The 16779-nt window shown below is 57.8% G+C and carries 12 protein-coding genes and 1 tRNA gene; 8 read left to right on the forward strand and 5 right to left on the reverse strand.

Annotated features, from left to right (window positions below; translation table 11 throughout):
- Nucleotides 1–272: 272 nt before the first annotated feature.
- The 3 genes from INR77_RS14000 to galK are packed head-to-tail and all read left to right on the forward strand — an operon-like array spanning nucleotide 273 to nucleotide 4533.
- A complete protein-coding gene (locus INR77_RS14000; protein WP_223071634.1) occupies nucleotides 273–2426 on the forward strand; it encodes an alpha-galactosidase in 2154 nt (717 codons plus the stop codon).
- Complete coding sequence (locus tag INR77_RS14005) at nucleotides 2423–3505, forward strand: galactose-1-phosphate uridylyltransferase (protein WP_255573799.1); 1083 nt, start codon at nucleotides 2423–2425, stop codon at nucleotides 3503–3505. The genes INR77_RS14000 and INR77_RS14005 overlap by 4 nt, the downstream gene beginning before the upstream one ends.
- A complete protein-coding gene (galK, locus tag INR77_RS14010; RefSeq protein WP_223071635.1) occupies nucleotides 3502–4533 on the forward strand; it encodes a galactokinase in 1032 nt (343 codons plus the stop codon). Before INR77_RS14005 ends, galK begins: the two co-directional genes overlap by 4 nt.
- A 75-nt stretch (nucleotides 4534–4608) precedes the next feature.
- Here galK and INR77_RS14015 read toward each other — a convergent pair whose 3' ends face one another.
- From INR77_RS14015 to INR77_RS14030, 4 genes are all read right to left on the reverse strand, one after another.
- Nucleotides 4609–7953 (reverse strand): amidohydrolase family protein, encoded by a 3345-nt coding sequence (locus INR77_RS14015; protein ID WP_255573800.1) that lies wholly within the window; start codon nucleotides 7951–7953, stop codon nucleotides 4609–4611.
- An 89-nt stretch (nucleotides 7954–8042) separates the two neighbouring features.
- Nucleotides 8043–9887, reverse strand: coding sequence for a DUF885 domain-containing protein (locus INR77_RS14020; RefSeq protein WP_223071636.1), 1845 nt, complete (start codon nucleotides 9885–9887; stop codon nucleotides 8043–8045).
- A gap of 68 nt (nucleotides 9888–9955) precedes the next feature.
- Entirely contained in the window at nucleotides 9956–11995 is a 2040-nt protein-coding gene (locus tag INR77_RS14025; RefSeq protein ID WP_255573801.1) for a M1 family metallopeptidase, read from the reverse strand.
- 56 nt (nucleotides 11996–12051) lie between these two features.
- Nucleotides 12052–12141 (reverse strand) — tRNA-Ser (locus tag INR77_RS14030).
- A 206-nt stretch (nucleotides 12142–12347) separates the two neighbouring features.
- Here INR77_RS14030 and hspQ point away from each other — a divergent pair.
- Nucleotides 12348–12728: a heat shock protein HspQ gene (gene hspQ / locus INR77_RS14035; protein WP_223071637.1), complete on the forward strand. Its 381-nt coding sequence runs from the start codon at nucleotides 12348–12350 to the stop codon at nucleotides 12726–12728.
- Between the two features lie 10 nt (nucleotides 12729–12738).
- Here hspQ and INR77_RS14040 read toward each other — a convergent pair whose 3' ends face one another.
- Complete coding sequence (locus tag INR77_RS14040) at nucleotides 12739–13626, reverse strand: ABC transporter permease (protein WP_255573802.1); 888 nt, start codon at nucleotides 13624–13626, stop codon at nucleotides 12739–12741.
- A 91-nt stretch (nucleotides 13627–13717) separates the two neighbouring features.
- On the opposite strand from INR77_RS14040, the gene INR77_RS14045 reads away from it, so the two are divergent.
- From INR77_RS14045 to ahpC, 4 genes are all read left to right on the forward strand, one after another.
- Nucleotides 13718–14410, forward strand: a complete 693-nt coding sequence (locus INR77_RS14045) for a GcrA family cell cycle regulator (protein ID WP_223071638.1) — start codon at nucleotides 13718–13720, stop codon at nucleotides 14408–14410.
- A gap of 111 nt (nucleotides 14411–14521) precedes the next feature.
- Nucleotides 14522–15046: a DUF1993 family protein gene (locus tag INR77_RS14050; protein ID WP_223071639.1), complete on the forward strand. Its 525-nt coding sequence runs from the start codon at nucleotides 14522–14524 to the stop codon at nucleotides 15044–15046.
- Between the two features lie 4 nt (nucleotides 15047–15050).
- Nucleotides 15051–15974 carry a YdiY family protein gene (locus INR77_RS14055; RefSeq protein WP_223071640.1) on the forward strand — a complete coding sequence of 308 codons (924 nt, stop codon included), beginning with the start codon at nucleotides 15051–15053 and terminating at the stop codon, nucleotides 15972–15974.
- A 190-nt stretch (nucleotides 15975–16164) separates the two neighbouring features.
- A complete protein-coding gene (gene ahpC / locus INR77_RS14060; protein ID WP_223071641.1) occupies nucleotides 16165–16731 on the forward strand; it encodes an alkyl hydroperoxide reductase subunit C in 567 nt (188 codons plus the stop codon).
- Nucleotides 16732–16779 lie beyond the last annotated feature (48 nt).

Here is a 16779-nt window from a genome sequence, read left to right on the forward strand (position 1 = left end):
CTCTCCCTCACCCGGTCGCTGGATTTACTCCTGTGCGCGGCCGGACGCTTGCTTTTCCAGCATAAGCCGCGCGCTGCAAGCCGCAAGCCGCAAGGCGAGTTTGAGACACTTGAGACACTGTTCAGGAGTTGAAATCGTTTCGATCAGTTTGGCGCCCAATAATCGCAAAAAGCGATTGATTGCCGGATGGGTGGGGATTGGTCATGCAGCGCAAATTAGCAAGCTTGCCTGTAGTAGGAAATCGCGCCTAGGCACGTCGCCGGAGGGTTTGCATGGACGTTGATGTGGTAAGGCTCGAGAAAGCGAGCGTATTGGTGCTTGTCGAAGCCAAGCGGGGGGAGCGCCCCTGTTTTGTCTATGCCGGACCTGCGTTTGAACGCGCGCAGCCATCGCAACTCAAAGCGCTCTCGACATGGCAATATATCCACGGGGGTGCAGGCGAAGAGCGAGCGATAACCCTGTCGAACGAACTTGGCACCGGAACCCTTTCGCCGCCGGGCCTTATCGCAAGCCGGGAGCGCAAAGACTGGGCGATTGATCTTCGCGTCGATGAGGTTCGATACCTTGAGACAGGCGCAGTGCATATCCGATGCCTTGATGTTAGCGCGCAGATTGCCGCCACCTATTTCCTGGCTTTGAGCGATGCAGGCGTGCTCACCCTCAGCACCGCGATTGAAAACTTGGGCGATGGCGCCCTCACCCTCGATTGGTGCTCTGCCATCACTGTGCCGCTCGACCCGCGCCTGACACAGATCATGGGCTTTACAGGCCAATGGGCAGGCGAATTTCAGACCGAAGAATTAGCTGCGTTTCAAGGCAGCTATGTGCGCGAAAACAGAGCGGGCAGGACCAGCCATGAGAGCTTTCCCGGCCTTATTCTGAAAGCTTCGAGCGCTGACGAGGTGCAAGGGCTCGCCTGCGGTTTTCACCTTGCGTGGAGCGGCAATCACCGCGCCTGCGTTGACCGATTGCCCGACGGGCGCGGCGCGCTGCAAATGGGTGAGCTTTTATGGCCGGGCGAGATGCGGCTTGCGCAGGGCGAACGCTATCAAACTCCTGATTTGCTTGCGACGTGGTCCGTCGAAGGTGTGGGCGCTGTCAGCCGCGCGTTTCATTCCCATCTCACGCAGCAAATCCTCGACAAGCGTGCATTGTCAAAGCCTCGCCCTGTTCACTTCAACACGTGGGAGGCGGTCTATTTCTTTCATGAGGAAAACCGCCTCATTGAGCTTGCCGAAATAGCGGCAAGTGTCGGCGCAGAACGCTTTGTCCTCGACGATGGCTGGTTCGGTAGCCGGCGCGGTGATGCAAGCGGGCTTGGCGATTGGTGGGTGTCACCAGAGGTTTATCCCGATGGCCTTCACCCAATCGTTGATAAGGTGCGCGAGCTTGGCATGGAGTTTGGCCTTTGGTTTGAGCCGGAAATGGTCAATCCCGACAGCGATCTCTACCGTGCGCATCCTGACTGGGTATTGGGCGCGAGCGGTGTCGAGCAAATCGCCTTTCGCAATCAGCTGACCCTTAATCTTAGCAAGCCCGAGGTTGCGCAATACCTCTACGAAAAGATCGCCGCGCTCGTGGATGAATACCGGATCGACTACATCAAATGGGACATGAACCGCGACACCCATCACCCCGGCGATATGACAGCACAGGGCGATGGCCGCGCGGTGATGCACAAACAGACGCTCGCCGTTTACGCGTTGATCGACCGGCTGCGCGAGGCCTTTCCCAGCCTTGAGATCGAAAGCTGTTCATCGGGCGGGGGACGCGCGGACTATGGCATTTTACAGCGCACCGACCGCATCTGGACCTCGGACAACAATGATGCGCGCGCTCGCCAGCACATCCAAAAAGGTGCGTCCTTTTTCTTCCCTTTGCGCGTGTTGGGGAGCCACGTCGGGCCGAAGAAATGCCACATCACCGGGCGTCGATTTACGATGGAATACCGCGTTGCAAGCGCGCTTTTCGGGCACATGGGCCTCGAACTTGATCTGGCCCGGGAAAGCGATGCAGACCGCGAGGTGCTGGCTAAGGGGATTGCGCTTTATAAAAAGCACCGCGCCCTGCTTCATTCGGGCACATTTCATCGCCTTGCCTCAGCTGCCCATGCCAATGTCGTGGGCGTGGTTGATGAGCCGCGCAAGCAAGCCTTGTTCAGCTACGCCCTCGTCGATACCCGCCCGCGTTCGGCGCCTGACCGCCTGTTTTTCGCCGGCCTTGATCGGGCCATAGATTACCGCGTAAAAATCGTCTGGCCGCTTACCGATCCGTCGATCTCGCGCCCTTCGATCATTGAGACGCTGGACCTGATGGGCGATGGCCCGATTTTCTCAGGCGCAGCCTTGATGGATTTCGGTATGCAAACCCCGCCGCTTTTCCCTGACAGCGCGGTCCTTTATCACCTGCAAGAGGTGTCTTCGTGAACGATCTTTTCACTCTTCCCCGGTTGATCGGCGATGCCCCGGTCTATCGGCGGGATCATCGCAAGGCTGATGGACGGATGCTGCGGCTCTACGGGCGCTCGCCCCATACTCTGCCGCCTGTCTCCGAAAGCGCAGACGCAATCGCACAAGGCGGTGAGCTGCGCTTTCACCCATTGCGCGACGAATGGAATGTGTACGCCGCTCACCGCCAGAACCGCACATTCAAGCCATCACCAGCCGACGATCCACTCGCGCCCAGCGCGGCGGGTGGCAATGCGACCGAAATCCCCTTTGAGGATTTCGAGCTTGCGATTTTTGAAAACAAATTTGCCGCCTTCCACCATTGTGCCACCGATGCCGCACAGCTGGAAGGGATCGTCACTGAGCCTGCAAAGGGCGCGTGCGATGTCGTGGTCTATTCGCCTGAAAGGACAGGCAGCCTCCACTCCATAGGCTCAGACCGCCGCCGGGTGCTGATCGCGGCGCTTATTGACCGATATGACGCGCTGTTTGGAGCAGGGTGCAGCTATGTGCTGCCGTTTGAAAATCGCGGGGATGCGGTGGGTGTGACGCTCCACCATCCGCACGGCCAGATTTACGGCTTCGAGCGCACACCCATGGTACAGCAGCGCGCGATTGATGCCTTTGCAGGCGGATATGATCTGGCCGCAGAAATTGACGCGGCTATGCCAGATTATGGCCTTGGTGAAGAGGGCTCGGTTGCTGCTTTCGTGCCGCGATTTGCGCGTTTTCCTTACGAGGTCTGGCTTGCCCCAAAATTGCGGCGCGAGGGACCATGGGATTGCAACGATGAAGAGTTGGAAGGCCTCAGCTTTTGGCTGGGCGAGATTACGCGGCGCTATGACGCACTGTTCGAAGGGCCTGCTGCGACGATGATGGCATTCCACGCTGCCCCCAATGGTGGCTGCGAGGGCTATCATTTCACGGTTCAGTTCTACCCGCTCCTTCGCGCAAAAGCCCGCGTCAAATATCTCGCCTCGGTTGAACAGCACACGGGCACGTTTACCGTCGATGTCATGCCTGAGGCAGCAGCCGCAGCCTTGCGAGGTGTGGCATGATCGGTCGCGGGCACGCTCCGGGCCGGGTCAATCTCATCGGCGAACATATTGATTACAACGGCGGCACGGTCCTTCCCGCAGCGCTATCGGTGGGCGTTTCTGTCGAACTTGAACCTCGCTCTGACACGCAAATGCGCCTTGGCACAGACCAATATGAAACAACCGCGATGCGCGACATGAGCGAAGATGCAAAGGGCGATTGGACGGACCCCAGCCTTGGCGCATTGCGCGAGGCGAAGGCTTTGGGACTGCTTGAAGGTGGCGCAAATCTCGCCATTCGCTCCACCATTCCCCAAGGTGCGGGGCTTTCCTCATCAGCCGCGCTCATCGTCGCAATCCTCAAGGCCGCGCGCGATGCCGCCACAGGCGCCACTGCGAGCGATGCGGACATCGCGATTGCCGCGCGGCGGGTGGAGAACAATTATCTCGGTGTCCCATGCGGGATCATGGACCAATTCGCGGTCGCCATAGCAAAGCCCGGCATGGCGATGGCGCTCGACACGGCGAGCCTTGCATACGAGTTGGTGGAGCTGCCGCAAGACCACCGCTTCGTGGTCCTCCACTCAGGGGTATCGCGCAAGCTGACAGACGGCCGCTACAAGACGCGCAAAGAGGAATGCGATGCGGCAAAAGCGCATTTTGACACCGATAATCTTTGTGCGCTGGACCCTGCGAAGATCGCAACTTCCAACCTTGCTGAGCCCATCCGCAGGCGCGCGATGCACTGCGCGAGTGAGCATCGCCGGGCTCTTGCCAGTGTTGAGGCTCTCAAGTCAGGCGACATGGCGCATTTCGGCGTGCTGATGAATGAAAGCCACGCCTCAATGCGCGATGATTTTGAAGTATCATTGGAAGCCATTGACGCTCTGGTTGCCACTGCATTGCGCGAAGGCGCTATCGGAGCGCGGTTGACAGGCGGCGGTTTTGGCGGGTGTATCGTTGCGCTTGTTCACAATGAGGCGAAAGACAAATGGTGCGCAACAGTGCTGCGCCAACACCCGAAAGCGCGGCTTATCTGCGAGGCGTGAATGGGCAAGATTGGCATGAGGGCAGGAAGTTTCAGCGCTCCCTGCCCTCATCTTTTGGCTTTGCGCCTTAAGCCATCAATATGAGTGGCCGTCTCCATCGCCATCGCCGTGATTGTGCCCGCCGCCCGCGTGGGTTGCACGTTCAGAGCCGCCCGCGCTGCCGCCCATGCCGTTCTCCCACCAATAAGCGCGGCGACCGCCGTCACCTGTGGCGACCTCGCGCATGGTCTTGGCATCATACATCCGCCCGCCGATCATGACGCTTTCGATTGTGTCGCTGTCGCGCACATTGGCGGTTGGATCGGCTGTGAGGACCAGAAGATCGGCAAGCTTACCGACCTCAAGACTGCCCACATCCTTTTCCATGCCAAGCGATTGTGCGGGGTAAATCGTCGCGGTTTTGAGCGCTTCGACCGCGCTGTATCCGCCTCGCGCAAAGCTCCAGATTTCCCAATGTGCGCCAAGGCCCGGCTGTTGACCATGCGCGCCGATCGATACCTTGATCCCGCGATCAGAAAGCTTCTTAGCCTCGCGCGCTGCATTGTCGTCGACGAAAGCCCAGTCAGGCGCCTTAGTACGCCGCGCATTGTTCGCCAGAAGCACTTTGGGCGGTGAATGGATCATCAAGGGGTGGTCAAACACATCAGTCGCCTGACGCCAGTACGGATCGCCTGCCAGCCCGCCATAAGTAACCACCAGAGTGGGCGTGTAATTGGTGTTTGACTGGCCAAAGAATTGCAGCACGTCTTCATAGAAAACATCGCCGGGAACATTGTGCTCCATCGTCGAATTGCCATCTGCGATAAGGTTCATGTCCATCCCGAACAGAGAGCCTCCCTCTGCCACGACCAGCATATTTTCCTCAGCTGACGCACGCGCAACCATCTGGCGTTGCTCGCGCCGTGGCTGGTTATAGTTCTTGATCGAGATACCGCCCTGCGCCTTGATCCGGCGAACATGGGCGAGCGCCTCTTCATAGGTGTCGATCCGCGCGTAAACGGATGGAGCCTTCGCCCCGTAGACGATCTCTCCGGTTGAGAAGATGCGCGGCGCAAGAAGCTTGCCTGCCATCTGCCGCTCGGCAGAGGCGAAGATAAGGCTCGCATCGCTGGACGGGTTGTGCGTGGTGGTCGTGCCCATCGCCAGATCCTGGATCAGGCTCCAGTTTTGCTGAGGCACGAGTTCGCCTGTGCCGTGCGGCCCATGGTGGTGTGCATCGACAAAGCCAGGCATGACCACCTTGCCGCTGGCATCGACGATTGTTGCGCCAGCGGGCACATCAACCTCGCCTGCTGCACCAATCGCGGCAATGCGGTCGCCTTCGATCACGATCACACCGTTTTCAATTGCGCCCGGATCATTGGCACCGAGCCCCGCTGCCATGGTCAGAATTTTTGCGCCCGTGATGGCAACTGTTCCAGAAGGCGCCGCCTTATTGACCGTGACCGCCATCGAGATGGCGCTGTCCGGAGTTTCGTAACCGTTCTCGTCACCTTCGCCTTTGGGTTTGGAGGCGAAGAAATCGCTGACCTGCGCTTGCTTGAGTTCAGGGCCGATTGACCAGAACAAGGTTTCGCCCCCGCGCGCCCAGCCCATGAAGTCTGCGCCGCCCTTGGAAACCATGGTGATTGGCACAGGCCCTTTGGTTTCGTTCACATCAACCGGCTTGCCACCCGGTATTACTGGCATTGCGAACACTTCGTAATTCTGGCGGAAAGCGATTGTCTCACCATCGGGCGCAATGCGGAAATCATTGACAAGGCTTCCGGTCGCGTGGGTGCGGGTCTTGTCACCTTCCAGATCGGACGACATCAACGCGAGCTTGTCGCCTGCGCGCCCGACCATGAAGATGCGGTCGTTGTCAGCGCCAAATTGCGGGGTTGAGCCATCGCGCGTCACAAAGACCGGCTCGCCGCCGCCCGCAGGTTGCAGATAAATGCCGGGATTTTCCGATTGCTCAGGCGCGGTGAGATAGCCGCCCGTCCGCTTTTCATAAGCGATCATCCGCCCATCAGGCGACCATGCGAGGTTCGCATAGTGTCCGGGCATGGGCGATACGACCTTGGCGTTCGAACCATTGGCATTGGCAACGACAATCTCGCCAAGCCCATCATCGGTCCAGCGCACATAGGCGAGCTTTGATCCGTCGCGGCTGAACGCCGGATAGGCTTCGACCGCATCGCTGTTGTCGCCGGTCAGCGGGCGAGCGCCGTCGCGACCGCGCGCGGATTTGGTGTGAAGTTTGCCCAGCGTTTCAAACACAACCCGGCTTCCATCAGGCGAAAGCGTGCCGAATTTGGCCATTCTGGTCGTGAAGCGATCAGGGGCGACTTCGATCTCGGGATGAGGCGCATCGGCAATGCCGCGCGTGTCATTGACGCTAAAGGGGATGACCGCATGGTTCGCCCCATCGCGGTCCACGCGGTTAAGCTTGCCCCCTGCCCAAAACACGATTGAGGCGCTGTCGGGGGTCCAGTCCATATTGGGATAGACACCGGTTACCGCCCAGGTTTCCTGTACGTCGAGGTCAAGCGCATCGTAAATCATCCGCTCGCGCCCGCTGGCAAGCTCTTTCACCCAAAGCTGCGATGTGTCCTTGTCGCGCCTGACAAAGGCGATTTCCTTGCCATCGGGCGAAGGGGCCGGACGCACTGCGCCGCCATAGCCATCAACGACAGTGGTGACTTCGCCGCTTTCAAGATCATGTTTTTCAATCGCAAAAATGCCGGCAATCGAGTCTTGCGCGTAGATAAAGGTGTTCCCGCCAGTGGTGTTGCGGGTGTAATAGATCGCGCTGCCATCAGGTGCGAAGATTGGTTCGCCCAGCTCCTTTTGCAGATCTTCATTGCGCCGCTCGACCACCTGAACGCCGCCGCCGCCTGAGACGTGGTACATCCAAATCTCGCCCGTGCCGAGTGAACGCTGAGTGGTGAAATGCTTCTTAGCCGCAATAAATCGCCCGTCGGGTGACCAGGTGGGCTGGTTCAGCAGGCGAAACTCTTCTTTTGTTACCTGACGCTTGTCCGAGCCGTCGGCGTTCATCACCCAGATATTGTCACCGCCCCCACGGTCCGAGGTAAAGGCAATGCGCGAGCCGTCCGGCGAATATCGCGGGTGCACTTCCCATGCCATGCCTTGCGCAATGCGCCTTGCCTCGCCGCCGGTCATCGGGACGGTGTAGATGTCGCCGAGCAGGGTAAAGGCGATTGTCTGGCCATCGGGCGACACATCGACGTCCATCCATGTTCCTTCATCGGTTTGGATGGGAACTTCGCGAATGGTCGCGCCAGTGGGTGCCTGCACGTCCCATTTGGCCTCTTCACCGCTTTCGTGATCGTCTGCAAACGCGACGCTGGCACTTGCCAGACACGATCCTGAAAGCATGACGGCGACAAACCGACCCAAGTTCAAACGGCGCATATCAAAACTCCTTTGGCAGGCCTCATATACGAGGGCCCAGTAGGCTGGCTTTTGTGTGTCACGATGCCAGCGTTAACGTGTTTGTCCTTTTAGCCCTTGGCTGCGGCGATATAGCGCGACACATTCTTGGCAAGCACATCCATCGGCACGTTTCCGCCAAGAATGACGGCATCGTTGAAGGCTTTCAAATCGTACGCATCGCCAAGCTCGCTTTGAGCCTTTGCCCGCAGATCAACGATCCGCCTGTGACCCAGCTTGTATCCTGTCGCCTGTCCCGGCCAGCTACAGTAACGGTCAACCTCGCTTGCGACCTCTTGCTCTTTGGAGCCATTGCGTTCGACAAAGAAATTGACCGCGCGCTCTCTGCTCCAACCCTTAGAATGAAGGCCGGTGTCGACCACCATGCGGCACGCGCGAAAAGCAAGGGCCTGCAAATATCCAAGGCGGCCCACCTTGAATTCATCGTATGCGCCCAATTCGTCTGCCAATTGTTCAGCATAAAGCGCCCAGCCTTCCGAGAAGGGGTTGAACGCAAGGATTGATCGGATCAGTGGCAGGCGATTGGAATACTCGCCTTCCCACACATGGCCCGGAATGGCTTCGTGATAGGTGAGGTCAGCCAGATCATATTTGCGATGCAGATCGGTGGTACGAAGGTTGATCCACATCCGCCCCGGAATAGTGCCATCCTTGCTGCCCGCCCCGCCATAAGCGCCCGGTGCCCCCGGCTCTTCGGAAAGCGGGAGACGGCGCACTTCAAGATTGGGATCAACCAGCGTGTTGAACGCACGCGGCATCTCGCCTTTGATCCAGTCAATCCGGTCCTTGATGAAAGCCATGATCTCGGCCCGCCCCGGATCGCCTTCGGCAAATTTATAACGCGGGTCCTGGCTGAGCGCTTGCATCCGCTCACCCACGGTCCCGGTCGTGAACCCGATTTCGCGAAGGATCGGTTCCATTCGGGCGTGCAATTGCTCGAGCTCTTCCAACCCCTGATTGTGAATTTCATCGGCGGTCAGATTTGTCGTGGTGCTCGACCGGAGAGCCCAGGCATACCACTCTTCGCCGTGTGGCCGCTCGCGCATTCCCGGCGCATCGGTTGCAAGGGCGCGTTGACGCTTCAATTCTTCAAGCTGGCGGCTAAGGCTTTTAACGATTGCTCCGCTTTCAAGCTTGGCCGCCGCCTCCACCGGTGGTTTCGATAGCCCTGCCTCGGCAGACCGCTCGGCCAATGAGCTGGTAAACAACTCTGCCCGCCCAGCGGTTGCAATCGTGCTTTCCATTTGAGCGATGGCTTTATCGATAAGGAAGTCAGGCGGGATCACGCCCATATCCGCTGTCGCTCTCATCCGATCGAGCTCGCCCTCAAAAACGGCGGGCATTTGCATCATGCGGTCTAGGAAATATTCGGCATCGTCAGCGTCGGCAATCGGGTGGCTGGAATCCATAAAGCGCGGCAAACCGAGATAGGAACCGACATTCTGGATCACCACGTAAGGCGCTGTCCGCCAGCTTCCGACAGGAATGTCGCCATACGGCAACGCAAGGCCGTCCAGAGCAACACGATAGCCGCTTTCAACCGCTTCAAAGCTGGTAAGTTGATCCGGGGTCAGCGCGTCTCGCGGATAGGCCTTGGTCATCTCCAGATCGCGCCGCAATGTCGCTGCTAGAGCTTCCTTTCCTGCCTTTGTCTTGTCTTCCAGCTTGCCGCGAAGGTGAGCATATTGACCGACGTCCACGCCAAGGCCCGTCGCGCGGCCCGGTTGATGGGTCAGCAGGTTATAACCCACTTGCTCAAGCCAATCATCGGGGCCGAGTGATGTAACCGGGCCATCGACGCCGGTCATTTTGCATCCGGAAAGGGTGAGTGCGGTGGTTGCGCTGAGCCCGGCTAAAGCTTGGCGGCGGGTCAGGCGGAATTGTGTGTTCTTCATGCCATCAGTGTGTGCCGCCCAGATGCGAGCAAGTCAATTTGCTGTTGCTTGGCTTTCTTTCTCAAATGTCAGGCGGGCTCTTCATATTGAAGCGTCGCATCCACATTGCTGCGCGTGTAAGCGTGATAGCCGCTGCGCGTTTTGGCATAGATGCGCTCAGCGATGGGCTTGCCCCAAGCTGTATCGTTAAGCGCTGTGAAGAGCGGGCTTACAAATTTATTGCGCCCAACCTTTGCGAGAAAGCGTTCAGCCTGAGGCACCGCAGGATCGTATTGATTGCGCAAAGCCGCCTCAAGCCAGAGAAACAAGACCTCATTGTTGGCCGATTGCGAAAGGCCAAGGCTATTATCGAGCGCCGCAAGCTGCTCTGCTGACAGTTCGTCTGGCAATTCCTCCAGAAAACGGCGCTGTTCTGCCGCTGTCCAGCCGCGCCAGACATCGCCTTCAGGAAGCGTGCCTGCGTTCGCATAGGCTGCAACCGCATTATCGACCTCGGCAAAAGCTTGTGGATCGGGCTTTGACGCATTCGCTGGTAGCCCGGTGCCGTAAACCCATTCGTCCAGCATCAATTGCTCTTCCAGTTCAGCATCGCCCTTGATGAGCTTTTCGCGCAGATCTGCGAGGAACATCTCGGATGTAACGGGCTGAAAGGCGTGGCTGTCAAACCATTGGGTTAGCCAGGCATCGAACGTCTCACGCCCGATGATGTTCTCCACTGTGCGCAAGAAAATCGTGCCTTTATCGTAAATCGCAAATCCGCGTGTTGCGAACGGGCTGATTTCGTCAGGCGTGCGCATGGCTGTCGCAGGATTGTCTGCGCCTGCATTTTCGATCCCCTCAACAAGGCCCGCATAGCTCAACGCATACTCCTGCTCTGCGCGTTTTTTTCCATAGACTTCCTCAACGATGCGGTTTTCGAAATAGGAGGTGACGCCCTCGTTAAGCCACCCATCGCGCCAGCTTGAATAGGTGGTGAGATTGCCAGACCAGCTGTGCGCCAATTCATGCGCAACCAGCCCGTTATTGGAGCGGTCCCCAGCGATGAAGGTCGGCGTGAGAAAGGTCATCACCGGGTTTTCCATCCCACCATAAGGAAAGGCGGGCGGCAGGACGATCATGTCATATCTGCCCCAGCGATAGTCACCAAACAGCGCAATACCAGCATCAATCAACGCTTCTGTGTCGCCCACTTCCTGCGCAGCCGCTTCGATGACTTCCGGCTCTGCCCATACGCCAGAGCGCGGTCCAAGCTCGCGGAACTCAATATTGCCCGCAGCAATCGCGATAAGGTAGGGCGGGACGGCATTATTCATTACAAAAGAAAAAGCGCGCCGACTGCCTTCTTCCTCTTGCGGATCGCCCTGGACGACGCCGCTCATGACAACATTAAGGGGCTCAGGCGCCGAGATGGTTGCTTCCCACGTCTGACGAATGCCGGGGCTGTCCTGTGTCGGGATCCAAGTGCGATTGTTGATCGCTTGCCCCTGGCTGAAAAGAAACGGATATTCGCCGCCCGCTGTCTGCTCGGGGCTTAACCATTGCAATGCCTCGGCTTGTGGAGCCGACATATATTCGATCGTGATGCGGTGCGTTGGCGCAAGTTCGCCTTCTGCAAGACTGGCGTCGCGTTCCAGCGTTTGAGCCGGAAGCTGGATGGTCAAAGGTTCACCCTTGCCTTCGACCGTGTCGCCAAGTGCAAACGCCAAATCATTGCCAGCCTCATCGGTGACGGCAGAAATACGAAGCCCGTTGGAATCGAGAATGATTTCCTCTGCGTTCTGGCTTGCCAAAACATCAAGTACCGCCGTCCCACCGATTGTCTTTGCCTCAAAATCCACTGCCAGATCGAGGTCCAGATGCGTGACGCGCGCCTCTTGCGGCTTTGCAAAAGTCTGATCGTCAAAGGCCTCTTTGCTCGTCAGAATAGGCGCGATTGGGCCGCGCGTGCCTGTATCGCTCGAAATCAGATCGCCGCACCCGGCAATAAGAAACAGGCAGGGAAGGAGAAGAACTTGGATGAAAGCGCGCATCGCGATGTCCTGATGGTTTTGGTGGCAGGTGCTGATTGCCAGCGTGAATTGCACAATACGCCGCGCGTTGCCAGCCACCAATCAAGCGCGCAAGCGTGTGCGAGCCTGCGTGATGTGCCCAAGGTAGAAATAAATGGCGGAGAGACAGGGATTCGAACCCTGGGTACTCGTGAGAGCACAACGGTTTTCGAGACCGCCCCGTTCGACCACTCCGGCATCTCTCCGCATATCCTTGTGCACTGCTACTTTGCCGCGATTGCGCGAATCCAGTCTGGTCTGTGACTGTCATCAGACACACAAGAAGCGCGCCCGTTACACGCCAGCCTAGCGCTTGCCAAGGGTTGTTGGACAACAAAATGCGGGCATATCTGGCAAGCCATGCGCCAAACCGCTTGTTTTGCAGCCGTAAAGGTCCATATTCTCCGCTACTATGGAACGCTCTCAATTCTTCTCCAATCAGGCGGGCCGTACCATCACTGCCCCGCGGCAAACCCGCAGCCGCTTTGGTATTGGTGAAGTGGTCCGCCATCGCATTTTCGGATTTCGCGGCGTCGTTTTCGACGTGGACCCGGTCTTTGCCAACAGCGAAGAATGGTATCAGTCGATCCCCGAAGAGATGCGCCCCTCGCGCGAGCAGCCGTTCTATCACTTGCTCGCTGAAAACGACGAATCGTCCTATGTGGCGTATGTCAGTCAGGGCAATCTTGTGCCTGACAGCGAAGGGGGACCGGTCGACCACCCAACCGTCCCTGAACTGTTCGAGCAGTTCAAGGACGGACGCTATCGGATGCGCCGCTCTCTAACGCACTGATTGTCTCGACTTAGCTTTTGAGCTTCCAGCCTGCGCGAAGGACCGCGTAAACCGCGAGCGCGATGGCAAGGTTAAAGACGCCAATGCCGACGGCAGCTGTCGCAACAGCGCCAGCACTGCCAATGTCGCTTTGACCAAGGAAGCCATAGCGGAAACCTGAAATCACATAGAAGAACGGATTGGCGCGGCTCACCGCCTGGAAGGCGGGGGCAAGGTTATCAATCACATAAAACGTGCCCGACAAAAGCGATAATGGGGCGACGACAAAATTGCTGATCGCGGCATTATGATCAAACTTTTCGGCCCAGATAGAGGTCGCAAGACCGATCAGCGCCAACATTATTGAGCCCATGAGGCCAAACCAGATGACCGCCCATATATGCTCCACGCCAAGCGAAACGCCCGGCCATAAAAGCATCGCCAGACCTACGGCACCGCCAACGAAAATCGCCCGCGTGACCGCTGCACCAACGATCGCTGCCATCATCTCGCCCGGCGACAAGGGCGGCATGAGGTAGTCAATGATGGTGCCCTGTATCTTCCCGCCAAGCAGTGAGAAGGAAGAATTGGCAAAGGCGTTCTGCATCATTCCCATGACGATAAGGCCAGGTGCGACAAAGCTTGCAAACTCCACTCCCAGCACCTCGCGCCCTCCCCGGCCAAGCGCGACCGTGAAGATAATCAAGAACAGCAAGGTGGTGACCGCCGGTGCCCAGATCGTCTGCGTCTGGACCTTGAGAAAGCGGCGCACCTCCTTCATATAGAGGGCAAATAACCCTACGCGGTTGATTCCGGTGATGACCGGAACGCCGCGCGGGGGGAACCGGGTGCTGCGGCTTGTGTCACTCTTTTGGGAAGCGCCCGCGCTTTGCGGTGTGGCTGAAAGGTCTCTTTCCATGAGATTTGCGACTAAGGCCTCTGGCGCATCGTGACAAGCTGCCTATCTAAAGATGGCGAATTAAGACACGCCTAGAAAGAACGGACGTTTTATGAGTTGGACTGACGAGCGGATCGAGACGCTCAAAAAGCTGTGGGAAGGCGGTTCAACCGCCAGCCAGATCGCTGAAGAATTGGGCGGAGTGAGCCGCAATGCCGTTATCGGCAAGGCGCACCGTCTGGGACTGAAATCGCGTCCGTCTCCGGTGAAAGCGGGCGACAAGAAGAAAAAGGCAACGGCTAAAAAGCCGGCGACCAAAGCAGCGCCTAAAAAGGCGGCGACCACTGCGGCAAAACCCGCAGCACAGCCTGCCCCTTCTCCAACTCCTGCGCCAGCGCCTGCCCCTGCGGCGAAAGCGACTGCGGCTCCGGTCAACAGCCAGCCTGTGCCAAACCCGACGCCCGATCTTCCCAAGATCGTGTCGGTTGGACCAGGCGGATTTTTGCGCCAGGGCCCCGGCGATCAGCAAGCGCCCATCCCGCCCGCTCCGCCACGCCGATTGGTGCCAGCCAAGCCCGATCCATCAATCGCTGACAAGACGAGCCTTCTGGACCTTTCAGACAAGGTTTGCCGCTGGCCCATGGGTCACCCGGGCGAACCGGATTTTCACTTCTGCGGCAATGCCGTAAATCCAGGCTTCCCTTATTGCGTCGAGCATTGCGGGCGCGCCTATCAGGCACAGTTGCCACGCGGCGCGCGCAGACCCCCACCACCGCTTCCCTTTGGCGGGCCCCGCGTACGCTAGGACAGCGCGCGCTGGATCAGGAGTGCGCTCGGCCAGCACTCATTCAAACACATCACAAGGCCCGGTTGCTCGCAAAGCTTCCGGGCCTTTTTCATAGAGGAGATAACGCCCATGCCCCTGTCTTTGCATCAAGCCTTCGTGCCCAGCGCGCTTCAAATGCTTGGAACCGCTCAGCATTTGCTCACCAAAACCGAAAGCTGGTGTGCGGAAAAGGACTGCGACCATGATGCCATCCTCAACGCGCGGCTGATCGAGGATATGCTGCCCTTCACCTATCAGATCAAATCCGTGGCTGAGCACACTGCAGGCGCGATCGAAGCGCTTGGTGAGGGCGTGTATAGCCCCGACCTCACCCCGCCGCCCACCACTTTCGACGGGCTTCGGGAGAAACTCTCCCATGCAAAAAGCGTGATGGAAGGTCTGGATGAAGCCGAAATGGAAAGCTGGATAGGGCGCGATATGCGCTTTGAATTCAAAACCACCCGGCTGGATTTCACGGTCGAGGATTTCCTGTTGAGCTTTAGCCAACCCAATTTCTATTTCCATTGCAGCGCCGCCTATTCGATTGCGCGTCATCTGGGTGTGCCTATTGGCAAGACAGACTTTCTGGGCCGGATGCGGATCAGGAGCGCTTAAACCAATGACAGCACTAACACTGAAAACTGGCGCATTTGCGCTCTGTCTCGCCGCGATCCCCACTGCCGCTCACGCAGAATTGCCAGAGCCGGTGCGCGCAATGATCGATGCTGCGATTGAAACAGGCGATGAAACCAAAGTGCGCACGGTTATCGAGCTGGCCCGCACCACCAATCCAGATGACGCAAGCGAACTGGATGTTATCCTCGCCAATTTCGAACAGGAGCTGGAGCAACAGCAACGCCTGGCAAAGGCTGCTGAGGAAGAGGAAATCCGTTCCGCGGGTCTTCTTGAAAACTGGTCCGGCAAAGGCGAGCTTGGCGCTTTCATGTCGTCAGGCAATGCCGATAACACAGGGGTCACAGCCAGCCTCGGTCTTACCAAAGATGGCATCAACTGGCGTCACAAATTGCGCGGACGTGCCGATTACCAGCGCACAGAAGGGGTGACGACGCGCGAGCAGTTCCTTGCCGCCTACGAGGTCAATTACAAGATTTCCGACCGCTTGTTTGCCTATGCCCTTGGCCAATATGAACGCGACCGTTTTCAAGGGTTTGGCGCGCGCTATTCAGCATCGGGCGGTCTTGGCTATGATGTCCTGACCGAGGGACCGACGCTTTCGGTGAAGGCGGGCCCGGCATGGCGGCGCACCGAACTTATCGCAGGGGGCAGCACCAGCAATCTTGCCGGTCTTGCCGCCGCTGATTTTGACTGGGCGCTGACCGATACGATCACCTTCACACAAGATGCCAACGCGCTTATTCAATCAGGTTCGAGCACCTTTGTGTCTGACACCGGTTTTCAAGCCTCGATTTCTGACGCCTTGTCGGTGCGCCTCTCTTACACGGTTGAACACGACACCGATCCGCCTGTTGGCGCAGTCAAGACCGACACGCTAAGCCGGATCACGGTGATTTACGGATTTTAACGACATGGTGGGAGCAAAAATTTTTTCGCCCCACCCCCATAAAATATTATTTAATTCAATATTTTACGCATTATCGCTGCCACCGATTAATGTGATCGCATAATTCAATTGTGCTGCGACGCAACAAATTCATATCTGGCGCATTGTAAGTTCAAACACTCTTTTCAAAGTCCAAACAGAAGGAACAATCATGGGTATTATCGGATCAACCGTTCAACCGTTCAAAGCGACCGCCTTTCAGGCCGGCAAAGACTTCTTTGACGTCACCGAAAAGGACATCGAGGGCAAGTGGGCTGTTTTCTTCTTCTATCCCGCTGACTGGACCTTTGTGTGCCCGACTGAGCTTGAAGATATGGGCGAAAAATACGCCACGCTTCAGGATATGGGTGTCGAAGTCTACGCAGTCAGCACCGACACGCACTTCAGCCACAAGGCATGGCACGACAATTCTGAAAAGATTGGCAAGCTGAACTTCCCATTCCTTGGCGACCAGCTTCACACTCTGTCCAAGCAGTTTGGCGTTCTTCGTGAAGAAATGGGCCTTGCTGACCGCGCGACCTTCGTTGTCGATCCTGACGGCGTGATCCAGATCATGGAAATCACCTGCGAAGGCGTTGGCCGCAACGCGAACGAACTCACCCGCAAGATTAAAGCAGCACAATATGTGCGCGAAAACCCCGGCCAAGTGTGCCCGGCAGCATGGGAAGAAGGCACCGACACGCTTGCCCCATCGCTTGATCTCGTTGGTAAAATCTAACCCTCGGTAGTTTCTTACCGAACTTCGGGCGGCGGCGCGCTTGGTTCT

The organism is Erythrobacter sp. SCSIO 43205, assembly GCF_019904235.1.
Lineage (GTDB): Bacteria > Pseudomonadota > Alphaproteobacteria > Sphingomonadales > Sphingomonadaceae > Erythrobacter.

Coding starts and splice junctions, on each gene's coding strand:
- galK (WP_223071635.1), top strand. CDS start 3,502: ATGATCGGTCGCGGGCACGCTCCGGGCCGGGTCAATCTCATCGGCGAA.
- hspQ (WP_223071637.1), top strand. CDS start 12,348: ATGGAACGCTCTCAATTCTTCTCCAATCAGGCGGGCCGTACCATCACT.
- INR77_RS14045 (WP_223071638.1), top strand. CDS start 13,718: ATGAGTTGGACTGACGAGCGGATCGAGACGCTCAAAAAGCTGTGGGAA.
- INR77_RS14050 (WP_223071639.1), top strand. CDS start 14,522: ATGCCCCTGTCTTTGCATCAAGCCTTCGTGCCCAGCGCGCTTCAAATG.
- INR77_RS14020 (WP_223071636.1), bottom strand. CDS start 9,887: ATGAAGAACACACAATTCCGCCTGACCCGCCGCCAAGCTTTAGCCGGG.
- INR77_RS14055 (WP_223071640.1), top strand. CDS start 15,051: ATGACAGCACTAACACTGAAAACTGGCGCATTTGCGCTCTGTCTCGCC.
- ahpC (WP_223071641.1), top strand. CDS start 16,165: ATGGGTATTATCGGATCAACCGTTCAACCGTTCAAAGCGACCGCCTTT.
- INR77_RS14000 (WP_223071634.1), top strand. CDS start 273: ATGGACGTTGATGTGGTAAGGCTCGAGAAAGCGAGCGTATTGGTGCTT.
- INR77_RS14040 (WP_255573802.1), bottom strand. CDS start 13,626: ATGGAAAGAGACCTTTCAGCCACACCGCAAAGCGCGGGCGCTTCCCAA.
- INR77_RS14015 (WP_255573800.1), bottom strand. CDS start 7,953: ATGCGCCGTTTGAACTTGGGTCGGTTTGTCGCCGTCATGCTTTCAGGA.